Below are 19,292 nucleotides of genomic sequence, written 5' to 3'. Positions count from 1 at the left end.
ATCTAGCCGTCGGTGCCGTCGCTGTCGCTGCCGTCGCCATCGGTGCTGTCACCGTCGGTGCCGTCGCTGTCGTGCGAGTCGCCGTCGCTGCCGTCACCGTCGGTGCCGTCGGCGTCGCCGCCGGTCACCGGGTCGCCACCCGGAGGGGTGGTGGTCATGTCGTCGTCGTTGAGCTCGTCGGTCATGCGTCCTCCAAGGGTCGAGGTGCTGGGTGTGTCGATCATGTACCCATCACCCAACCGCGTATACCGCTCGGGCGTGTCTCTCACGCGTGGCCGTCGCGAGCGGCGCGCAGCAGGTCACCGACGTCGGGGACCCGCCCTAGCCGATCAGACCTCGGCGACGCGCGATCGCCGCGGCCTCGGTCCGACCCGAGGCGTCGAGCTTCCCGAGGATGTTCGAGACGTGCACCGAGACGGTCTTGGTGCTGATGAACAGCTGCTTGCCGATCTCGCCGTTGCTCCGGCCCTCGGCGACCAGCGCGAGGATCTCGCTCTCGCGCGGGGTGAGCGCGTCGGGCGCCTGCTCCTCGCGGACCGGCGTGGTGCCGATCGACCGGAGCTCGTCGAGCAGGGGCTGGGCACCGAGCCGGTGGGCGGCCTCGCGGGCCCGGTCGGCGAGCTCGCGGGCACCCGCGAGATCGCCGGAGGCGCGCAGGATCCCGGCCAGCGTCGCGCGGACCCGGGCCAGCTCGTAGACGTGCCCGAAGTCCTCGTAGAGCGCGACCGCGTCGCGCCAGGTGTCGACCAGCGCGTCGAGCGGTGGCGCGTCGACGCCGGCGAGCCAGCGGGCACGCAGCGTCTCGGCGTCGAGGCGTTTCATCCAGGCCCGGCCCTCGGGACCCCAGTGCCCGGAGGGGTCGGAGTACCGGTCGAGCACGACGTGGCCGTCGGCGTGGATCCGGTCGATCCGCTCGACGTACGACGCCCGCTCGGCCGCGGACAGGCTGGGCATCGCCTGCGCGACCGCTCCGATCGTGACCGCACCGAGCCGGATCCGGGCGCTGAACCACTCGTGCCAGATGCGACTGAGCACGGAGACGACCTCGTCGTACACCTCGATCGCCCCGGCCGCGTCGCCGCGCAGGCCGGCGGCATCCATCTCGATCGAGGCGGCGTTGATGGCGACGCCACCCTCGCGCGCCCAGAACTTGCGCAGCTTGCGGGCGTCCGCGTCGAGGCCGCGCGCCTGCTGCACACGCAAGCGGAGCGAGGCCAGCAGCGCACGCGGGATCGGCGGCGGGTTGCCCGAGAGGTCGTCGGTGAGGACCAGCATCTCGTCCCACCTGCCCTGGACCTCGTACACCCAGGCCAGCTGCCAGCGCGCCTCGAAGCCGTACGGCGCGAACGGCTGGCCGGCGCGGACCGCGCGGTCGATGGCGCTGCGGAACCACTTCTCGGTCTCGTCGAACTCCGCGAAGTCCTCGTACGAGCGGCCGAGCAGGTAGCGCGCCCGCAGCTCGGAGCCGAGCGCGCCCGACTCCTCTGCGCGGACGACGGCGTCCGCCAGCGCGGCGCGCAGTCCTTCCTTCGGCCCGGACTTCTTGAGCCCGCTGAGCGTGGTGATCACCTCGGAGGCGAGCTCGTGCAGGTCGAGCTTCTCGGCGAGGGTGAGGGCGTCCATGCCGACGGCCTGTGCCTCGTCGTAGTGGCCCATCGCGGCCAGCACGCGTGCGTGGTCGGCCAGCACGCGCGTCCGCAGCCCGCTGTCGCCGTCGGGCACCAGCGCCAGGGCCTCGGTCGAGAGCTGCACCGGGTCGTCGAGGATCTCGGTGTTCATGATCATGATCGCCTGGGTGGACATCATCCGGGCGCGCCACGAGCTCGGCGCGTTCACGGGCAGCCGCTCGATCTGCTCGGCGAGCACCTTGACCGAGCGCTCGGGGTCGCCACTGGCCGACAGCGCCTCCGCGGCGCTGACGACGAGCTTGGACAGGTCGAGGTCGACCTGGGCGCAGCGGCGCGGGTCGGAGAGCAGCTCGAGCGCCTGCTGGTAGTGGTACGCCGCCTCGTCCGGACCGCCGACGCGCATGGCCTCGTTGCCGGCCTGGATGCTCGCCGACAGGGCGGTGTCGAGGTCGTTGGCCAGGCGGGCGTGCCGGGCGAGCTCGGCGGCGGTGCCGCGCACCTCGCCGGCCTGGAGCGCCGCGACGTACTGCGTGTGCAGGCGGACCCGCTCACCGGGCAGCAGGTCGTCGTAGACCGCCTCACCGAGGAGCGCGTGGCGGAAGGAGTAGCTGCCCGGGCTGGCGACCAGGACGTTCATCTCGACGGCCTTGCGCAGGCCCTCGTCGAGCGCGCCGAGGTCGAGGCCGGAGGCGCCGGCGAGCATCTCGTGGGAGACCTTGCGACCGGCGACGCTCGCCGCGCGGACCACCTGCCGCGCGGTGTCGTCGAGCCGGTCGAGCCGCACCAGGAGCACGTCGGCGAGGTCGGCGGGGACCCAGCTGCCGGGCCCGGAGGCGGCGCTGGTGAGCTCCTCGACGAAGAACGCGTTGCCCTCCGCGCGGTCGACGATGTCGCCGAGCTCCTTCTCGGCCAGGCCCTCGGGCACCAGCTCGGCGATGAGGGCGCGCACCGCGTCGTCGGGCAGCGGGGACAGCGCCACGCGCTGCACACCCCGGACGCGGGACCACTCCGCGACCTGGCGGCGCAGCGGGTGGCGGCGGTGGAGGTCGTCGGAGCGGTACGACACCACCAGGGCCACCGGACCCTCGAAGCCACGGGAGAACAGGAAGCTCAGCATGTCGCGGGTCGACTGGTCGGCCCAGTGGGTGTCCTCGATGACGAGGAGCAGCGGGGCCTTGGCGGCGGCCGCCTCGAGGAGCGCGTGGACGGCCTCGAACAGGTCGGCGCGGTCGAGCGCCGCGGCGTCGTCGCCCCGCTCGGCGGAGCCCATCACGCGTCGTCCGGGCTGCAGCCGGGCCAGCGCCGGGTGCTGCGCGGCGACCTCCTCCACGATCTGCGGGAGGTCGGTGCCGAGGCGACCCAGCACCTCGGAGAACGGGAGGTACGGCAGGGCGCTGTCGCCGAAGTCGAGGCAGTGCCCCGCGCAGACCTGCCAGCCCTCGGTGAAGGCGAGGTCGCGCAGCTCGACGAGCAGCCGGGTCTTGCCGACCCCGGCGTCGCCGGACAGCAGCACCACGCCCGGACCGTCGGACGAGCGAACGCCGAGCAGCGAAGCAATCTCCGTCAGCTCGGCGTCGCGCCCGATCAGAGTCCGGCTTGTCTGTGCTGCCACGCCGCCCATGATCTCGTGTTCTGTTGTCGGTTGCTCCTGAATACCGTCCCGGAGGCCTCCGGGGACCAGCTTCAGGCTGCGCTCACCCATCTCCGCGTGCCCGTCAGCGCACCTTGGTCCAGGTGAGTCCGTCGATGTCGGTGCCGCGGGTGAGCGCGCGGCGCTTGCGGCGGCCGGCCAGGTCGGACTGGATCCGGCGCGACCGGTACTCGAGCTCGCTCCTGGCGAAGTCCCGGAGGATGATGCTGTTGTCCATGATGTGCTCCTCAGTGCTGTGGTGGTGAGCACGAGGTTCGTCGCCTGAGGTAGGCCCGCACATCGGGAAGGTGCCTTATCTGAGGTAGCTGCCGCCTTAGGCGAACAGGTCCAGCGCGATCAGCTGGTCGAGCGCCGTCACCCCGAAGATCGGGTCCAGGCCGGTCGGGTGGGGCTGCCGGGTCGGCACCACGGTGCACGCCGCCACCACGGCGTCGACGGCCATCGGGCACCGGTGGTGCACGACCGGGTTCGCGTCGTCCCAGTGGCGCTCGTCGCGCCGGCTGGTGTACGTCGTGACCACGAGCTCGCCGTTCGCCGCCCAGACCGGGTCGAACCAGCGCCGGCCGTCGAGATTCACGAGCTTGATCGAGCGGGCGTGCGCGACGTCCCAGACGCCGACGCCCCACTCCCCGAGCTGCGCCGCGTAGGCGCCGGACGGGTCGAAGGTCAGCCACCCGGTGACACCGGAGGCGAGCACGGCGCCGTCCGGGGCCACGATCGACGGAGCGTCGTCCTCGGCGAGCAGGCTGACCATCCCCCCGGACACGTCCGTGAGGATGGCGTCCGCCGGGAGCTCCAGGCGCTGGAAGCCGGTGCCCGGGGTCCAGGCGCTCCAGCGGTTGCTCTCGATCCGAGAGCCGTACGCCGTGTCGCCGTCGACGGCGGCCACGATCCACCGGACCCGCCCGAGGGGGTGCTCGTACGACGTACCGGTCGAGGTGTCGTAGGCGTGCAGCCGGAAGTCGCCGTGGCCGTGCTTGCTCGTCCAGAACACCCGGTGACCCGCGACCTCGGCCATCGGGATGCCGCGCACGTGGCGGCCGATGGTGGTGCCGCCCGGCAGCAGGACCAGCCGGTTGGCCGGCTCGTTCGGCATGCCGGACATGACCACGGCGCTGTCGGCTGTGACGGCGATGGCGGCGAGGGACCCGGGCCGCGGAAGCGCTGCGCCCCGGAAGTGCACCTGCCGCCGGTCCGCGTGCGCCAGCCCGAGGTCGTGCCAGTCCGCCGGCGCGGCGACGGCCGCCGGCGTGAGCCCGATCGCGAGCGCGGCGGCGGAGAGGAGGGCGAGCAGCCGAGTCCGCATCCGCCGACCCTAGGTCAGAGCACGTCGGTCGCGAAGCGGCTTGCGGCAACCTCGAACGTCCGGCCGTGGCGCAGCATCGCGTGCTTGCCGCCGGGGACCTCCACGAGCTCGACGTCGGTACGACGGGAGAGGTTGCGCGCGACCGCCCGGGCCCGCTCGATCGGCGCCACTCGGTCCTCGGTGCCGTGCACGATCAGGACCCGACGGCCGGACAGGTCGGCGTCGTCGTGCGGGTAGACCCACGGGTTCAGCGCCACCACGCCGCGGACGCCGTCGGCGTCACCCGCCAGGATCGCGGCGCGACCGCCGAGCGAGTGCCCGACCAGGCAGGTCGGCAGCGAGCCGTTGCGCTCGCGCAGCTCGTCCAGCGCCCAGTCGACGTCGGTGACCGGCGTGCGCTCGGTGTCCCAGCCGCGACGGGAGTTCAGCACGCGCACGACGGCCAGGCTCCGGTCCGCCCGGGCGATCCGTTGCGCGATCGGCACCATCCGCAGCACCGACAGCTGGGCCGGGCTGACCGAGGTGCTCCCCGGCCGGCTGGCACCCCCGTGCAGTACCAGCACCTGGCCGCGGGGCTCCCGCGGGCGCTGGATCTCGACGAGGCGGGGTTCGCTCACGTCGGCCGGCCGCCGACCCAGGTGCCGAGCACCAGCGGCACGCCGGGGCGGTACGCGAGGTGCACGTGGCTGGGCGCGTCGAGCAGCACCAGGTCGGCCCGCTTCCCGGGCGCGAGCACGCCGACGTCGTCATGGTCGAGTGCGGCGGCACCGACGTACGTCGCGGCGTGCAGTGCCTCGGCCGGCGACATCCCCATCTCGCGCACGGCGAGGGCGATGCAGAGCGGGACGCTGCTGGTGAAGCACGAGCCGGGGTTGCAGTCGGACGCCAGCGCGACCCGGACGCCGGCGTCGAGGAGGCGGCGCGCGTCGGGGTACGGCTGCTTCGTCGAGAACTCGACGCCGGGCAGCAGCGTGGCGATGGTGCCGCTGTCGCGCAGGGCGGCGACGTCCTCGTCGGCGAGGTAGGTGCAGTGGTCGACGGCGACCAGGCCCAGCTCCGCGGCGAGCCGGACGCCGCCGCCGTACGTGAGCTGGTTGGCGTGCAGCCGGCCGCGCAGACCGGCGGCGGCACCGGCGTCGAGGATCGCGCGCGCCTGGTCGACGTCGAACGCGCCGCGCTCGCAGAACACATCGATCCAGCGGGCGTGCTCCTTCGCGGCGTCGAGCATGGGGCCGGTGACGAGGTCGACGTACTCCCCCGGGTCGCCCTCGGGCACGACGTGGGCACCGAGGAACGTCGTCTCCTCGGTGAACTGCCGGGCCACCGCCAGGCTGCGCGCCTCGTCGTGCACGGTGAGGCCGTACCCACTCTTGATCTCGATGGTCGTCGTCCCCTGGCGGCGCATCTCGGCGACCAGCCGGGCGACGTGGCTGGTGAGCTGCTCGTCGGTGGCCGCGCGGGTGGCGGCGACGGTGGTGCGGATGCCGCCGGCGGCGTACGGCGTCCCGGTCATCCGCGCCGCGAACTCCTGGGCCCGGTCGCCGGCGAACACCAGGTGCGAGTGGCTGTCGACGAACCCGGGGATCACCGCGCGACCGCCCGCGTCGACCATCTCGTCGGCGGCCGGCGCCCCTGCGGCGGAGCCGACCCACGCGATCGTGCTGCCCTCGATGACGAGGGCGGCGTCCTCGACGGTCGACGCTCCCTCGGGGTCGCTCGTGAAGAGCTCCCCGATGTTGGTGATCAAGGTCGTCGCCACAGGTCTCCCATCGCGGCCTCGAGCTCGCGCCCGATCGCCTCGTCGTCCGCGCTCGTGTAGACGTGTGCGCCGCCGATGACCACGTCGGTGACGTCGGCCCCGGTCGCCGCGAAGACCGCGGTGTTCTCGTCGGCGCCGGTGCCGCCGGTGCGCGGGCTGGCGGTGTCGATCGTGACCAGGTCAGCGCGCTCACCCACCGCGATCCGGGTCGCGGTCCCGATCTCCAGCAGCTCCACGGCGGACCAGTGCCCGCGCACCTGCGTCGCCAAGCGCTCGTCCATCTCGAGCCCGCGCAGCTCCTCGAACGGGTCGATCACGGCGTGGCTGTCGCTGCCGATCGTGAGCCGGCAGCCGGCCTCGGCCAGCCGGCGCGCGGGCCCGATGCCGTCGGCGAGGTCGCGCTCGGTGGTCGGGGTGATGCAGACGTTGGTCCTCGTCGTCCCCAGGAGCGCGATGTCCTCGTCGGTCAGGTGCGTGGCGTGGACGGCGGTCGTGCCGGGACCGAGCAGCCCCTCGTCGTGGAGCAGCCGGGTCGGGGTGACGCCGTACGCCGCCAGGCAGGCCTCGTTCTCCGCGACCTGCTCCGAGAGGTGGACGTGCAGCGGCGCGCGGCCACGGAACACGTGCAGCTGGTCGCGCGGCACCGCGCGCACCGAGTGGATCGCGGCCGGGCCGTCGCCGACGCGCTCGGCCCACCGCTGCGCGGTGCCGTCGCTGTACCTCCGCTGCACTCCCTCGGGCGGTGCGCCGAAGCCGCTGCTGACGTAGCAGGTGTCGAGCAGCGTGATCCCGATCCCGGCCTCGGCGGCGGCCGACCGCAGGGCGTCACTCATCGCGGGCTCGGGCTCGTGGAGGTAGTGGAACTCGGTGACCGACGTGTACCCCGCCGCCACCATCTCGCGGTACGTCGCCCGCGCGAGGTCGAAGTACGTGTCGGGCGTGAGCCGCTCGGCGACTGCGTACATCTGCTCGCGCCAGGTCCAGAACGTCCCCCGCTCGCGCTGGGTGCGGCCGCGCAGGGCGCGGTGGAACGCGTGGCTGTGGTCGTTGACGAGGCCGGGGATGGTGAGGCCGGGGAGGACAGTTTCCCCGGTCGACCGGGGAAACTTGTCTACTCCTGAGCCTGGAGTAACAGCAGTGAAGCGTCCGTCCTCGATCTCCACCAGCACGTCGTCGCGGACGGCGCCGTCGACCCAGGCCCGCTCCAGGAGGTACGACGTCACCTGGTCAGCCTCTCGAGGGTGTCGGCGAGCGCCGAGACGCCGACCAGGCAGTCCGCGACCTCGGCGTGCTCGTCGGGTGAGTGCGAGACGCCGGTCGGGTTGCGGACGAACAGCATCGCGGTCGGGATCCCAGCAGCAGAGAGGATCCCGGCGTCGTGGCCGGCCTGCGTCGGGATGACCGGCCAGTCCGGTCCCTCGTGGTCGACGGCCACGCGAGCGGCGAGGTCGGGGTCGAACGCGACCGAGCCCGAGACCGACTCCGCGGTCACCTCGACGGCGGTCCCGTCCCGGTCGGCCCGGTCGGCCGCCTGCCGCGACACGACCTCGACGAGGTCGGCGAGCGCGTCGTCGGACGAGCACCGCGCGTCCAGCCAGGCGGTGACCTTCGACGGCACCGCGTTGGTCCCGTTCGGCTCGACCGAGACCCGGCCGAACGTCGCGCGCTGGCCCGCGAGCCGCGCCTGCTTGTTCGCCGCGAGCGCGGTCATCGCATAGGTCAGCATCGGGTCCTGCCGGTCCTCCATGCGGGTCGTCCCGGCATGGTTCGCCGAGCCGGTGAAGTCGAAGCGGTACCTCCCGTGCGGCCAGATCTCGCTCGCCACCCCCACCGCGGCACCCCGGTCGACGAGGTCGCGGCCCTGCTCGACGTGCAGCTCCACGAACGTCCCGACGTCCTGGAGCAGCGAGGAGGTGCCGCCCTCCACGACGTCGCCCAGCGCGACGCCGTCGCGGTCCTGCAGCGCCCGCGCGGTCTCCCACGACGTCGCGCCGGTGGCCAGCCGCGAGCCGAGGCAGGCCAGCCCGAAGCGTGAGCCCTCCTCCTCGACGAACACCGAGACCCCGATGGGCCGCGCCGGTACGACGCCCCGCGCGCGCATCAGGTCGATCGCGGCCAGCGCCGAGACCACTCCGAGCGGGCCGTCGTACGCACCGCCGTCGAGCACGGAGTCCAGGTGGGAGCCGGTCAGCACGGCCGGGCCCTCGCCGGCGTCCCACCAGCCCACGACGTTGCCGAAGACGTCGGTCTCGATGCGCAGCCGGCGTGCCTCGAGCTGCTCGACGAACCACGCGCTCAGCTCGCGCTCGGGGGTCGTGAACGGCTGCCGGAAGTAGCCACCCGACCGGGCCGATCGCCCGACCGGGGCCAGGTCGGCCCACATCCGTTCGAAGTCGTCAGGCACCATTCCCCCCATGGAGTTCCAGGACGTCGTACGTCACCGCAAGATGGTCCGCAACTACTCGACCGACCCGGTGGACCCGGCGATCGTCGACCTCGCGCTGCGCAATGCCACCCGCGCACCCAACGCGGGCTTCAGCCAGGGGTGGGCGTTCCTGGTCCTCGACACCCCCGAGGACGTACGTCGCTACTGGGAGGCGACAGCCGAGAACGTCGACGAGCCGGACGAGTGGCTCGCCGGCATGATGAAGGCGCCGGTGGTGATCCTGCCGTGCTCCAGCAAGGCGGCGTACCTCCGCCGGTACGCGGAGTCCGACAAGGGCTGGACCGACCAGGACGAGGCGCGCTGGCCGAAGCCGTTCTGGGACATGGACACCGCGATGGCCGCGCTGCTGATCCTGCAGACCGCGACCGACCACGGCCTGGCGTCGTGCTTCATCGGCGTGCCGACGCCGCGGCAGGACGCGGTGCGCGAGGCGTTCGGGATCCACGAGGACTTCGACCCGGTCGGCGTCGTGACGATCGGTCACCCGGTCCAGGACGAGGGCGCCGCCGGCTCGCCGAGCCGGCGCGCCCGGAAGCCCGTGGAGGACCTGGTGCATCGCGGGCGTTGGGGGCACTAGCCCAGTCCATCGGCACGGACGGGCCGGGTCAACGACCGCCGTCCGGTCCGAGTCTCACATCCGAGACGCTTAGCCTCGGCCCGTGAGCAGCAACCATCGCGTCGTCGGCAAGCTCCAGACCCTGGTCCGTATCCCCACGGTCTCGTACCCCGACTGGGACCGGGTCGACGTCGCGGCGTTCGACGCGTTCCTCGTGGAGCTCGCCGCCCAGTTCCCGCTGGTGCACGAGCGGCTCGGCCTGACCCGCGTCGACACCCACGGCCTGCTGTTCCACTGGGCCGGCCGCAGCGCCGAGCGTCCGCTCGTGCTGATGGCGCACCTCGACGTCGTCCCGGTGGACGGTGACGCCGTCTGGCAGCACCCGCCGTTCGGCGCCGAGATCCACGACGGCGCGATCTGGGGCCGCGGCACCCTCGACGACAAGGGCGAGCTCGTCGCGATCTGCGAAGCAGTGGAGACCCTGCTCGCGGAGGACTTCACCCCGGCGCAGGACGTGTGGCTGTCGTTCGGGTGCAACGAGGAGGTCTCGGGCTCGGCGGCCCGGCTGGCGGTCGAGGAGCTGACCCGCCGCGGCGTACGCCCCTGGATGGTGATCGACGAGGGCGGCGCCGTCGCGACCGAGGCGTTCCCCGGCATCGACGTGCCGATCGGCGTCGTCGGCGTCACCGAGAAGGGCGTGACGTCGCTCGAGCTGCGCGTCGACGGCGCCGGCGGCCACGCCTCCACCCCGGCCCGCAACGCCCCCACAGTGCGCATCGCCCGCGCCCTCCAGCGCCTCGACCGCCACCAGATGCCTGCTCACGTCCCCGAGCCGACACTCGAGCTGTTCCGCCGGCTCGCCCCGCACGCGCCCGCGGCGCTGCGCCCGGTGATGCAGAACGCCGGCCGGATCAAGCCCCTGGTCACCAAGGCCCTGGTCGCGCTCGGACCCGAGACCGCGGCGACCGCACGGACGACGTTCGCGATGACCACCCTCTCCGGGTCCCCGGCCCTCAACGTCATCGCGAGCACCGCCAAGGCCGGCGTGAACATCCGGATCACCGTCGGCGACACGGTCGCCTCGGTCCTCGAGCACGTCCGCAGGACCGTGGACGACGACCAGGTACAGGTGACCCTGCTCGAGGGCAACGACCCGTGCCCGGTGTCGCCGATGGACGAGGCGTTCGAGCTGATCGAGGCCACGATCGTCGACGTGTTCCCCGACGCCGTGCCCGCGCCGTACGTCATGATGGCCGCCACCGACTCGCGGCACTTCACGAAGATCTGCCCCCGCGTCTACCGGTTCGCGCCGTTCCGGATGACGAAGGAGCAGCGTGGGTCGATCCACACGTACGACGAGCACCTCGGGGTGGACGCGCTGGTCGACGGCGTGCGCTGGTACCAGCGCCTGATCGAGAGGCTCCCCGCATGACAGTCACCAGCGACCCGCGGGTGCGCGGCCTCGCCGCCGTCGTCGGGTTCCTGGTCTGCGTCGAGCTCGCCAGCGGTGTCCTGCAGGGCTACTACACGCCGATCTTCAGCGACATCGCCGACCACCTCGGCATCAGTGACGCCGACGTCAACTGGTTCGAGGCCGCCCAGCTGATCGTCTCGGCGCTGGTGATCCCGCCGCTCGCCCGGCTCGGCGACATGGTCGGCCACAAGAAGGTGCTGCTGCTCTCGACCGCGGTCACGGCTCTCGGCTCGTGGGTCATGGCGTTCGCGCCGGGCTTCACGACGTTCCTCATCGGCGCCGCGCTCCAGGGCGCGTACGTCGTCTGGCTGCCGCTCGAGGTCGCGATCATCTATCGGCGTACGGCCGGCACCGGCCGGCAGAACCTGCTGACCCGCCGCGCCGCCGGCGTGCTCGTCGGCGCGCTCGAGCTGGCCGTGATCATCGGCGCGCTGACCAGTGGCGCGCTCGTCGAGGCGACCTCGATGACGTTCCTGCTCGCGCTCCCGGCGATCGTCGTGACCGCCGTGTTCTTCGTGATCTGGTTCGGCGTCGAGGACGCGCCGGGCACGTCCGGGGGCGGCTTCGACCTGGTCGGGCTCGGCCTCCTCACTGCCGCGCTCACCTTGGTGATGGCCGGCCTCGTCGTGATCCGCCTCGACGGCGTCGGCAGCGTGGCCGCCTGGGCGTTGATCGTGATCGGCCTGGCCGTGCTGCTGCCGTTCACGAAGTACGAGCTGGCGCAGGACGAGCCGATCGTCGACGTCCGCCTGCTGAGCGCACCCGGGCAGTGGCCGGTGCAGCTGACCGCGTTCCTGTTCGGCATGTCCGTGCTCGGAGCGCAGATCCCGCTGTCGACGTTCGCCCGCACCGACCCCGACGTCGCGGGCTACGGCCTCGGCGCGGACGCCGGTTTCGTCTCGACGCTGATCGGCGTCTACGTGATCTTCCTGGCGATCGGAGCGTTCACGCTGCCGCTCACGACCCGCGCGCTCGGCCCGCGCGGTGCCCTCGTCGCGTCCGCGGTCCTGGTCGCGGTCGGGTACGGCATGTGGCTGGTGTTCCACGACGAGACCTGGCAGGCGCTGCTGAACATGGCGGTCGCCGGGCTCGGCTCGGGCGCCCTGGTCGCCGCGCTGCCGGCCACCGCCGCCGCGGCCGCACCGCCCGAGCGGACCGGCTTCGCCACCGGCATGACCAACGGCACCAAGACGATCGGCGGCGCGATCGCCTCCGCGGTCTTCGCGATCGCGCTGTCGTCCACCGGCTCGCTCGACGTACCCGAGGAAGGGCACGCCGCGCTGTCCGGCTACCTGACCGTGTGGGCGGTCTGCGCGGTGGCGGCGCTGCTGGCCGCCGTGGCGCTGCTGATGCTCCCGCGTCACGTCGCCGACGAAGCCGTCCCGGTGTTGCCCTAGACGTATTCTCGGGAGGTGCCCGATTCCCCGGAGGAGCAGAAGCTGAGCCGCGAGGCCGCGGAGAAGGCGGCGGCCGCGGCCCGGATGGCCCAGCAGTCGACGTGGGTCGACCTCCAGATCGCCCGCGCGATGCGCCGCGGCGAGTTCGACAACCTCCCCGGCGCGGGCAAGCCGATCGAGGGTCTCGGCGAGACGCACGACCCCGACTGGTGGGTCAAGAAGCTGGTCGACCGCGAGCAGATCGCGATCCTGCCGCCGAGCCTCGCGCTGCGCAGGGAGAACGACGAGCTCGACGACGTACTCGACACGATGACCGTCGAGTCCGAGGTGCGCGAGCACATCGAGGACTTCAACGAGCGGGTCATCCAGGCCCGCTACTCCCTCCCGCAGGGACCGCCGCTGACGACGATGCCGCGCGACGTCGAGGCGACCGTCGCGGCCTGGCGGGAGCGGTACGCCGCCTTCCGCGCCGTCCCACGGATCGAGCCCGGTGCGAAGACCCCGCGGCGACACTGGTGGAATCGTCGTAACAGACGCTAGGTCGATGGGGAGCACATGTTGAACGTGGGAGTGGTCGGCGGCGGCCTGATGGGCTCGGGCATCGCCGAGGTCAGCGCGCGAGCCGGACAGGACGTCATCGTCGTCGAGTCGAGCGACGACGCCGCCAAGGCGGCGCTCGGTCGGCTGGAGAAGTCGCTGCAGCGCGCCGAGAGCAAGGGCAAGATCGACTCGGCGGACGCCGTGCTCGCGCGGATCCAGGTCGTCACCGACCTCGGCGCGCTCGCCGACCGCGAGGTCGTCGTCGAGGCGATCGTCGAGGACGAGTCCGCGAAGGTCGACCTGTTCAAGCGGCTCGACACGATCGTGACCGCCCCCGACGCGATCCTCGCGTCGAACACGTCGTCGATCCCGATCATGAAGCTCGGCGTGGTCACCTCGCGCCCGACCCAGGTGATCGGCATCCACTTCTTCAACCCGGTGCCGGTGCTGCAGCTCGTCGAGCTCGTGCCGTCGCTGCTCACCTCGCCCGAGACCACCTCGCGCTCGCGCGCCTGGGTCGAGGAGGGCCTGAGCAAGCAGGCGATCGACTGCCAGGACCGCGCCGGGTTCGTCGTGAACTCGCTGCTGATCCCGTTCATCCTGTCGGCGATCCGCATGTACGAGTCGGGCTTCGCCTCGGCCGAGGACATCGACCGCGGCCTGGTGCTCGGCGCCGCCCACCCGCAGGGCCCGCTGGCGCTGGCCGACCTGATCGGCCTGGACACCACCAAGGCCGTGGCCGAGTCGCTCTACGAGGAGTTCAAGGAGCCGCTGTACGCCGCCCCGCCGCTGCTGCAGCGGATGGTCGACGCGGGTCTCCTCGGTCGCAAGACCGGCCGCGGGTTCTACACGTACAGCTGAGCTGGCGAGCCCGCGGTTTCACCGGTGCACCGGTGATTCCGGCACTTCTCAGGCGTTGCAACGGCCGAGAAGTGCCAGTTTCACCGGTGCACCGGTGATTCCGACAGATGTCAGATCGGTCATACCCGCGAGTAAGCATCCGCTGCTACGTTCCGCCGCATGAGCGGATCGCGCAGCGCCAAGGACTTCTTCCGACCCCTCGCCGTGGGGGCGCCGGCTCCCCTGACGGAGATCCCGGCCCGGCCCAGCCGGGCGATCCACTTCTTCGACCCGAGCAACCCGAAGATGGCGGCGAAGATCCCCGACATGGTCGGCAAGGTCGACGTGCTGCTCGGCAACCTCGAGGACGCGATCAAGGCCGACAACAAGACGGCCGCCCGCGAGGGCCTGGTGACGATCGCCCAGGAGACGGACTTCGGCCCCACGCAGCTGTGGACCCGGATCAACTCCCTCGACAGCCCCTGGGTGCTCGACGACCTGACCACGCTGGTCCCCGCGATCGGCGACAAGCTCGACGTGATCATGGTGCCGAAGGTCCAGGGCGCCGAGGACATCCACTACGTCGACCGGCTGCTCGCCCAGCTCGAGGCGAAGGCCGGGCTGGGCCGCCCGATCCTCATCCACGCGATCCTCGAGACCGCGCGCGGCGTCGCCAACGTCGAGGAGATCTGCGCCGCGAGCCCGCGCATGCAGGGCCTCTCGCTCGGCCCGGCCGACCTCGCCGCCGACCGCCGGATGAAGACCACGCGGGTCGGTGGCGGTCACCCCGGCTACCTGGTCCGCCAGGACCCGCCGAAGAACGAGCTCGGCGTCGCCGACATCAACGCGACGCGTACGACGTACCAGCAGGACCTCTGGCACTACACGATCGCGCGGATGGTCGACGCCTGTGCGATGAACGGCATCTACCCCTACTACGGCCCGTTCGGCGACATCGCCGACGAGGTCGCGTGCGAGGACCAGTTCCGCAACGCGTTCCTGCTCGGCTGCGTGGGCACCTGGAGCCTGCACCCCAAGCAGATCGCGATCGCCAACCGGGTCTTCAGCCCGAGCGTCGAGGACGTCGCGCACGCCCGCCGGGTCGCCGCGGCCATGGGCGACGGCACCGGCGCGGTGATGCTCGACGGCAAGATGGAGGACGACGCCTCCCTCAAGCAGTGCCTGGTGATGGTCGAGCTCGCGGAGCAGCTGGCCGCGATCGACCCGGAGCTCAAGGCGCAGTACGACGCGATCGAGGTCGGGGCATGAGCGAGTTCACCCCGCTGCGCAGCGTCCTCTACATGCCCAGCTCCAACGCCAAGGCGCTGGAGAAGGCCAAGACCCTGCCGATCGACGCCGTCATCTTCGACCTCGAGGACGCCGTCGCCCCCGACGCCAAGCCCGACGCTCGCGAGGCCGCTGCCGCGGCCGTGGGCTCCGGCGAGTACGGCCGGCGCACGCTGACGATCCGGGTCAACGGGCTCGGCACCGAGTGGCACGACGCCGACATCGCGGCCGCGGCCGCGGCGGGCCCGGACGCGGTCGTCGTGCCCAAGGTCAACAGCGCCGCCGAGGTGCAGCAGCTGGTGGCCGCGCTCGAGAAGGCCGGCGCCCCGGACCACACCAGGCTGTGGGCGATGATCGAGACGCCGATCGCGATCCTCGACGTGCTGAGCATCGCCCGCGCGAGCGAGCGGCTGAGCTGCTTCGTGATGGGCACCAATGACCTGGTCAAGGAGCTGTACGCCGAGCACGTGCCCGGCCGCGCCCCGATCCTGCCGTCCCTGCACACCGCGCTGCTCGCCGCCCGCGCGGCCGGCATCGCGATCCTCGACGGCGTCTACAACGACGTGAAGAACACCGAGGGCTTCCTGGCCGAGTGCCAGCAGGGCCGCGAGATGGGCTTCGACGGCAAGACCTTGATCCACCCCGGCCAGGTCGAGGGGGCGAACGCCGCGTTCGCGCCGTCCGAGCAGGCGGTCGCGGACGCCCGCGGGCTGATCCAGGCGTTCGAGGACGGCCAGGGCTCGGGCGTGGTCACCTACAACGGCCGGATGGTGGAGAACCTCCACGTGGAGTCCGCCCGCCGCACGCTGTCGATCGACGAGGCCATCCGGTCGTTGCAGGCCTGAGCCGGAAGGTTTGCGGCAGGTCCGCCTGGGGGTACCGCTTCGCGGGGACACCACAGGGAGGAAACACGGCAATGATCATTCTCGGCGTCATCCTGCTGCTCATCGGCCTGCTCGCGGACATCCCGATCCTGACCGCGATCGGCGCGATCCTCGCCATCGTCGGCCTGATCCTGAACCTGGTGCCGATCGGAGGCACCCGCCGCCGGGTGTTCTAGCGAACGACGTACGCGTCCAGCGCGTCGCTGACCAGCTGGCTCGGCGACGTACCCCGCTGGTGTGCGGTCTCGACGAGGCGCGCCTCGACCGCGGCTGACAGGAGCCGCGACTCGGGGCGCGCCTCGCGCTGTTCCGCCCGGCCTCCGAAGACGCCCAGCGCCATGAGGACCACCGTGCCGAGGACGTCGAGGATCGCGACGACCCCGAAGACCCGCCAGTAGCCGCTGCTGAACACGTCCTCGGTGACGATCGGCAGCACGACCATGCCGGCGACCACGGTGACGGCGAGCAGGGTGCCGCCGAGCAGCACCGGACTGGTACGACGGCCGACGAGGGCGAGCAGCAGCGAGACCTGCGCCAGCGACGCGGCGATCGTGACGGCCACCCCGAACGCCTGCCACACCTGTGCGTCGCCGTACCCCTCGATCCAGGTCAGCCAGAGCGCGAGCGCGGTGGCGACCAGCGAGACCACGCCGCCGGCGACCCCGACGAGGGCGAGACGGTGGCCGGCCAGCGCGAGGTAGCAGAGCGCGGCGACCGACTCGAAGCCGACGATGACGGTCGTGAGGAGGACCTGAGCCTCGGTGTCGCCGAACTCGCCGGCGCCGACGAGCACGGCGATGCCGAGGAGAGCGGCGAGGGAGAAGGAGACGATGACGACGGCGGCGACCAGCCTGCGGAGATCTCTCATGCTCCGAGCGTGGCGGCGGAGACACCGCCGGTCATGAGCGCGGGTACTCAGTCGCGGCGCAGCTGCTCGTCCAGCCAGAGCTTCATGCTGCCGAGCACGCCCGCCACGTCGTGGACCATCTTGCCCAGCGCGTCCTGGCTCTGCTTGAAGGTCTCGCTGTAGCTGCGCGCCGCCTCGGCCGCGGCCGCGGACACCTTCGCGGAGTCGTCGTCCTCGCGGCGCGGGTAGTCGCCACCGAGCACCGCGGTGTAGTCGCCGGAGTCGACCCAGCGCCGCAGCTCGGTCGCGCGTACGACGAGGAACGGGTGCGTGCGGTTCTCGATGAGCAGCAGCTTGAGCACCGAGTCGCGCAGGTCGGCGTCGTCGTACTCCTGCCCCTGCGCGAAGAACGACGTCGGGTCGAGGTCGTCGATGTGGCCGCCGCTGGCGAGCTTCATGTGCACGCGGAACGCCGTCGCCGGGTCCTGGGTCGCGAGCAGGCCGGCGCGGTCGGCGGACAGCTCGGACTTGCGCGACCACTCGTAGAGCGCGGCCATGATCGCGCGAGCGCCGAGCGCGCCGCCGGGAACGTGCGAGAGCACGCCGGTCAGCATGATCATCCGCTGCAGCATCGTCTGGTAGACCGCGTGCCCGCTCATCGCGTGCCCGAGCTCGTGGGCGATCACGAAGCGCAGCTCCTCCTCGTCGAGCAGGTCGACGAGAGCGGAGTTGAGCACGATGAACGGCTTGTTCATACCGATCGTCAGCGCGCCGGGCATCGGGTTCGTGACGACGTACATCTCGGGCAGCTCCGGTGCGTCGAGCGTGCGCCCGACCTCGCCGAGCAGCCGGTTCAGCCGCGCGAACTGGCGGTCGTCGACACGCACCGCGGAGCCCAGGAACACCAGGCGTACGGCGCGCTCGTTGAACAGGCCCGACAGCGCCTTGAGCAGGGTGTCGAAGCCCTTGAGCTTGCGCAGCGCGACGAGGGCGCCCCGGTCGGCGGGGTGCTCCCAGGCGCGGGAGCTGATGCCGGTGAGAGTGGCGCGAGAACGAATCGGCTCGTTGGTCACCCGGCAACTGTGACAGGAGCCCCCAGGGTGTGTCTCGCAAGTCGATGGCCTGCTACGGCGCCGCACTCGCGAGAGGGCGCGCCCCTAGTCGCCGACCAGGGGGCGCAGCTCGTCGGCGTACGACACGGAGTAGCGCCGCATGACCCCCGAGGAGCTGATGGAGTACTGCCCCATCCGCCACAGCGGGGGCGAGTAGGCGTGGATGGACACCGATCCGTCGACGGCGCCGGCCATCCGGTGGATGTGGTCGGGACCGAAGGCGAACGCCCGCCCGGCCTCGACGGTCGTGGTGACCGGCTCACCGCCGAGGCGCGGCCGGTTCTCGACGACCGCGCCGCGCGTGACCGCGACCGCGCCCGCGGAGGTGTCGTGGTCGTGCCAGCCGGTGTCGTCGACGGTGTTCCAGCACAGCAGCCAGACGTCGATGTCGGCGTCACGGTAGAGCGAGACGAAGTGCCGCCCGTCGGTGTCGTGCCGGACGTGCGCCGCCCAGCGCTCGGGGTCGGCGGCCAGCTCGCGCACCCAGGCGAGCAGCTCGGCGGGCTCCAGCACCCGGCCCGGGAGGGGCGGCAGCTGGTCGGCGGTCAGCGCGCCCGCGGACGGGGCGGCCGGCTTCTCGGGGGCGATGGTCATCGGGGTGCTCCGTTCAGCAGGTGCGCGGGGTTGGTGACGAAGAGGGACTGGGTGAAGGCGTCACCGAGACCGGGGTCGGTGGGCTGGGCGTACGGACGGTCCGAGCCGTGCACGAGGGGATCGATGCCGACCACGCGGACCATCGCGTCGATCGCGCGCATGCCGTACGACGACGTCTCGTAGTGCACGAGCGGGTCGATCGCGCCGAGCGTGCCGCCGCGCTGGGCCAGCCGCTCGTGGTGCAGCGGCGCCAGGCCGGCCAGCCCGACGAAGGCGATGCGCAGGCGGGGCAGCAGCGGGCGGCCGGCGACGTGCCAGGCGAACCACGCGGCGGTCAGCTGGGCGGTGTACGACGTCAGCGCGGGCCACCAGCCGGGCACGCCCGGGCTCGCGTCGGCCGGCCCGGGATGGACGAGGACGGGCAGGTCGGCGGCCTCGACGACGGCGAGGACGGGGGCGAGCCGCTCGAGCGCGGCCGGGTCGGCCAGCGCGGTCGCCGGCACCTGGAGGCCGTGCACGCGCGGGTGCCGCAGCAGCGCCGCGAGGTCGTCGAGGCCCGGCTCGGCGACGTTGACCGACGCCCAGATGCCGTAGCCGTCGACGGCGTCACGCTCGAGGTCGTCGGCCAGCGAGTGCCAGGCGTCCAGCAACGGCGCGGACTCGTCGGCATCCAGGGTCTCGATGCCGAGCGGGCTGGAGAGCGACAGCAGCGCGAGGTCGATGCCGTCGGCCACGTCGGTCTTCCGCCGCAGGACCAGGTCGTGGTCGGCCGGGTCGACGTCGTACGGCGGCTCGCCGTCGAGGTGCAGCGTCCAGCCCTCCAGCCGTGGGCCGTGAGTGCGTCGTCGCAGCGCGTCGACGAACGCGGCGGGCCACAGGTGCTGGTGGCAGTCGACGACGGGGCCGACGGAAGAGGGGAAGGTCTTCACATAGTCGAGTATGTCACTCGACTATGAGCATTAAGACAGCGG

At 72.2% G+C, this 19,292-nt stretch carries 20 protein-coding genes; 8 read left to right on the top strand and 12 right to left on the bottom strand.

What is annotated here, in order from left to right; translation table 11 throughout:
- Positions 1-2: 2 nt before the first annotated feature.
- The 8 genes from MJ604_RS16415 to MJ604_RS16375 form a co-directional block, all read right to left on the bottom strand.
- Positions 3-185: a hypothetical protein gene (locus MJ604_RS16415; protein ID WP_243059578.1), complete on the bottom strand. Its 183-nt coding sequence runs from the start codon at positions 183-185 to the stop codon at positions 3-5.
- A 136-nt stretch (positions 186-321) separates the two neighbouring features.
- Entirely contained in the window at positions 322-3,240 is a 2,919-nt protein-coding gene (locus MJ604_RS23985) for an AAA family ATPase (protein ID WP_308194150.1), read from the bottom strand.
- A 103-nt stretch (positions 3,241-3,343) separates the two neighbouring features.
- Entirely contained in the window at positions 3,344-3,496 is a 153-nt protein-coding gene (locus MJ604_RS16400; RefSeq protein ID WP_243059577.1) for a hypothetical protein, read from the bottom strand.
- A 96-nt stretch (positions 3,497-3,592) separates the two neighbouring features.
- Positions 3,593-4,585 (bottom strand): hypothetical protein, encoded by a 993-nt coding sequence (locus tag MJ604_RS16395; protein ID WP_243059576.1) that lies wholly within the window; start codon positions 4,583-4,585, stop codon positions 3,593-3,595.
- 14 nt (positions 4,586-4,599) lie between these two features.
- On the bottom strand, positions 4,600-5,202 hold the full coding sequence (locus MJ604_RS16390) for an alpha/beta hydrolase (RefSeq protein ID WP_243059575.1): 603 nt from the start codon (positions 5,200-5,202) through the stop codon (positions 4,600-4,602).
- A complete protein-coding gene (gene hutI, locus MJ604_RS16385) occupies positions 5,199-6,344 on the bottom strand; it encodes an imidazolonepropionase (protein WP_243059574.1) in 1,146 nt (381 codons plus the stop codon). The genes MJ604_RS16390 and hutI overlap by 4 nt, the downstream gene beginning before the upstream one ends.
- Positions 6,329-7,567: a formimidoylglutamate deiminase gene (locus tag MJ604_RS16380; RefSeq protein WP_243059573.1), complete on the bottom strand. Its 1,239-nt coding sequence runs from the start codon at positions 7,565-7,567 to the stop codon at positions 6,329-6,331. Before MJ604_RS16380 ends, hutI begins: the two co-directional genes overlap by 16 nt.
- Entirely contained in the window at positions 7,564-8,751 is a 1,188-nt protein-coding gene (locus tag MJ604_RS16375) for an allantoate amidohydrolase (RefSeq protein WP_243059572.1), read from the bottom strand. The genes MJ604_RS16380 and MJ604_RS16375 overlap by 4 nt, the downstream gene beginning before the upstream one ends.
- Positions 8,752-8,758: 7 nt before the next feature.
- On the opposite strand from MJ604_RS16375, the gene MJ604_RS16370 reads away from it, so the two are divergent.
- From MJ604_RS16370 to MJ604_RS16335, 8 genes are all read left to right on the top strand, one after another.
- Positions 8,759-9,367 (top strand): nitroreductase family protein, encoded by a 609-nt coding sequence (locus MJ604_RS16370; protein ID WP_243059571.1) that lies wholly within the window; start codon positions 8,759-8,761, stop codon positions 9,365-9,367.
- A gap of 82 nt (positions 9,368-9,449) precedes the next feature.
- The gene (locus MJ604_RS16365) at positions 9,450-10,778 is read left to right on the top strand and encodes a M20/M25/M40 family metallo-hydrolase (RefSeq protein ID WP_243059570.1); all 1,329 of its coding nucleotides are present in this window, start codon (positions 9,450-9,452) and stop codon (positions 10,776-10,778) included.
- Positions 10,775-12,217 (top strand): MFS transporter, encoded by a 1,443-nt coding sequence (locus MJ604_RS16360; protein ID WP_243059569.1) that lies wholly within the window; start codon positions 10,775-10,777, stop codon positions 12,215-12,217. The genes MJ604_RS16365 and MJ604_RS16360 overlap by 4 nt, the downstream gene beginning before the upstream one ends.
- 15 nt (positions 12,218-12,232) lie before the next feature.
- Positions 12,233-12,757 carry a DUF1992 domain-containing protein gene (locus MJ604_RS16355; RefSeq protein ID WP_243059568.1) on the top strand — a complete coding sequence of 175 codons (525 nt, stop codon included), beginning with the start codon at positions 12,233-12,235 and terminating at the stop codon, positions 12,755-12,757.
- A gap of 15 nt (positions 12,758-12,772) precedes the next feature.
- Positions 12,773-13,618 (top strand): 3-hydroxybutyryl-CoA dehydrogenase, encoded by an 846-nt coding sequence (locus MJ604_RS16350; protein ID WP_243059567.1) that lies wholly within the window; start codon positions 12,773-12,775, stop codon positions 13,616-13,618.
- A gap of 159 nt (positions 13,619-13,777) precedes the next feature.
- Positions 13,778-14,866, top strand: a complete 1,089-nt coding sequence (locus MJ604_RS16345) for a CoA ester lyase (protein ID WP_243059566.1) — start codon at positions 13,778-13,780, stop codon at positions 14,864-14,866.
- The gene (locus MJ604_RS16340) at positions 14,863-15,729 is read left to right on the top strand and encodes a CoA ester lyase (protein ID WP_243059565.1); all 867 of its coding nucleotides are present in this window, start codon (positions 14,863-14,865) and stop codon (positions 15,727-15,729) included. The genes MJ604_RS16345 and MJ604_RS16340 overlap by 4 nt, the downstream gene beginning before the upstream one ends.
- 71 nt (positions 15,730-15,800) lie before the next feature.
- Positions 15,801-15,944 carry a hypothetical protein gene (locus MJ604_RS16335; RefSeq protein WP_243059564.1) on the top strand — a complete coding sequence of 48 codons (144 nt, stop codon included), beginning with the start codon at positions 15,801-15,803 and terminating at the stop codon, positions 15,942-15,944.
- On the opposite strand, the gene MJ604_RS16330 is transcribed toward MJ604_RS16335, so the two are convergent.
- The 4 genes from MJ604_RS16330 to MJ604_RS16315 all read right to left on the bottom strand — a co-directional run bounded on the left by MJ604_RS16330 (position 15,941) and on the right by MJ604_RS16315 (position 19,250).
- The gene (locus MJ604_RS16330) at positions 15,941-16,636 is read right to left on the bottom strand and encodes a CopG family transcriptional regulator (protein WP_243059563.1); all 696 of its coding nucleotides are present in this window, start codon (positions 16,634-16,636) and stop codon (positions 15,941-15,943) included. The genes MJ604_RS16335 and MJ604_RS16330 overlap by 4 nt on opposite strands.
- Positions 16,637-16,683: 47 nt before the next feature.
- Complete coding sequence (locus tag MJ604_RS16325; protein WP_243059562.1) at positions 16,684-17,688, bottom strand: M48 family metallopeptidase; 1,005 nt, start codon at positions 17,686-17,688, stop codon at positions 16,684-16,686.
- An 84-nt stretch (positions 17,689-17,772) separates the two neighbouring features.
- Positions 17,773-18,321 (bottom strand): cysteine dioxygenase family protein, encoded by a 549-nt coding sequence (locus MJ604_RS16320; RefSeq protein ID WP_243059561.1) that lies wholly within the window; start codon positions 18,319-18,321, stop codon positions 17,773-17,775.
- A complete protein-coding gene (locus MJ604_RS16315; protein WP_243059560.1) occupies positions 18,318-19,250 on the bottom strand; it encodes an amidohydrolase family protein in 933 nt (310 codons plus the stop codon). Before MJ604_RS16315 ends, MJ604_RS16320 begins: the two co-directional genes overlap by 4 nt.
- Positions 19,251-19,292 lie beyond the last annotated feature (42 nt).

The organism is Nocardioides sp. SR21 (assembly GCF_022761125.1).
Lineage (GTDB): Bacteria > Actinomycetota > Actinomycetes > Propionibacteriales > Nocardioidaceae > Nocardioides.
This window is presented reverse-complemented; position numbering and strand designations above follow the sequence as displayed.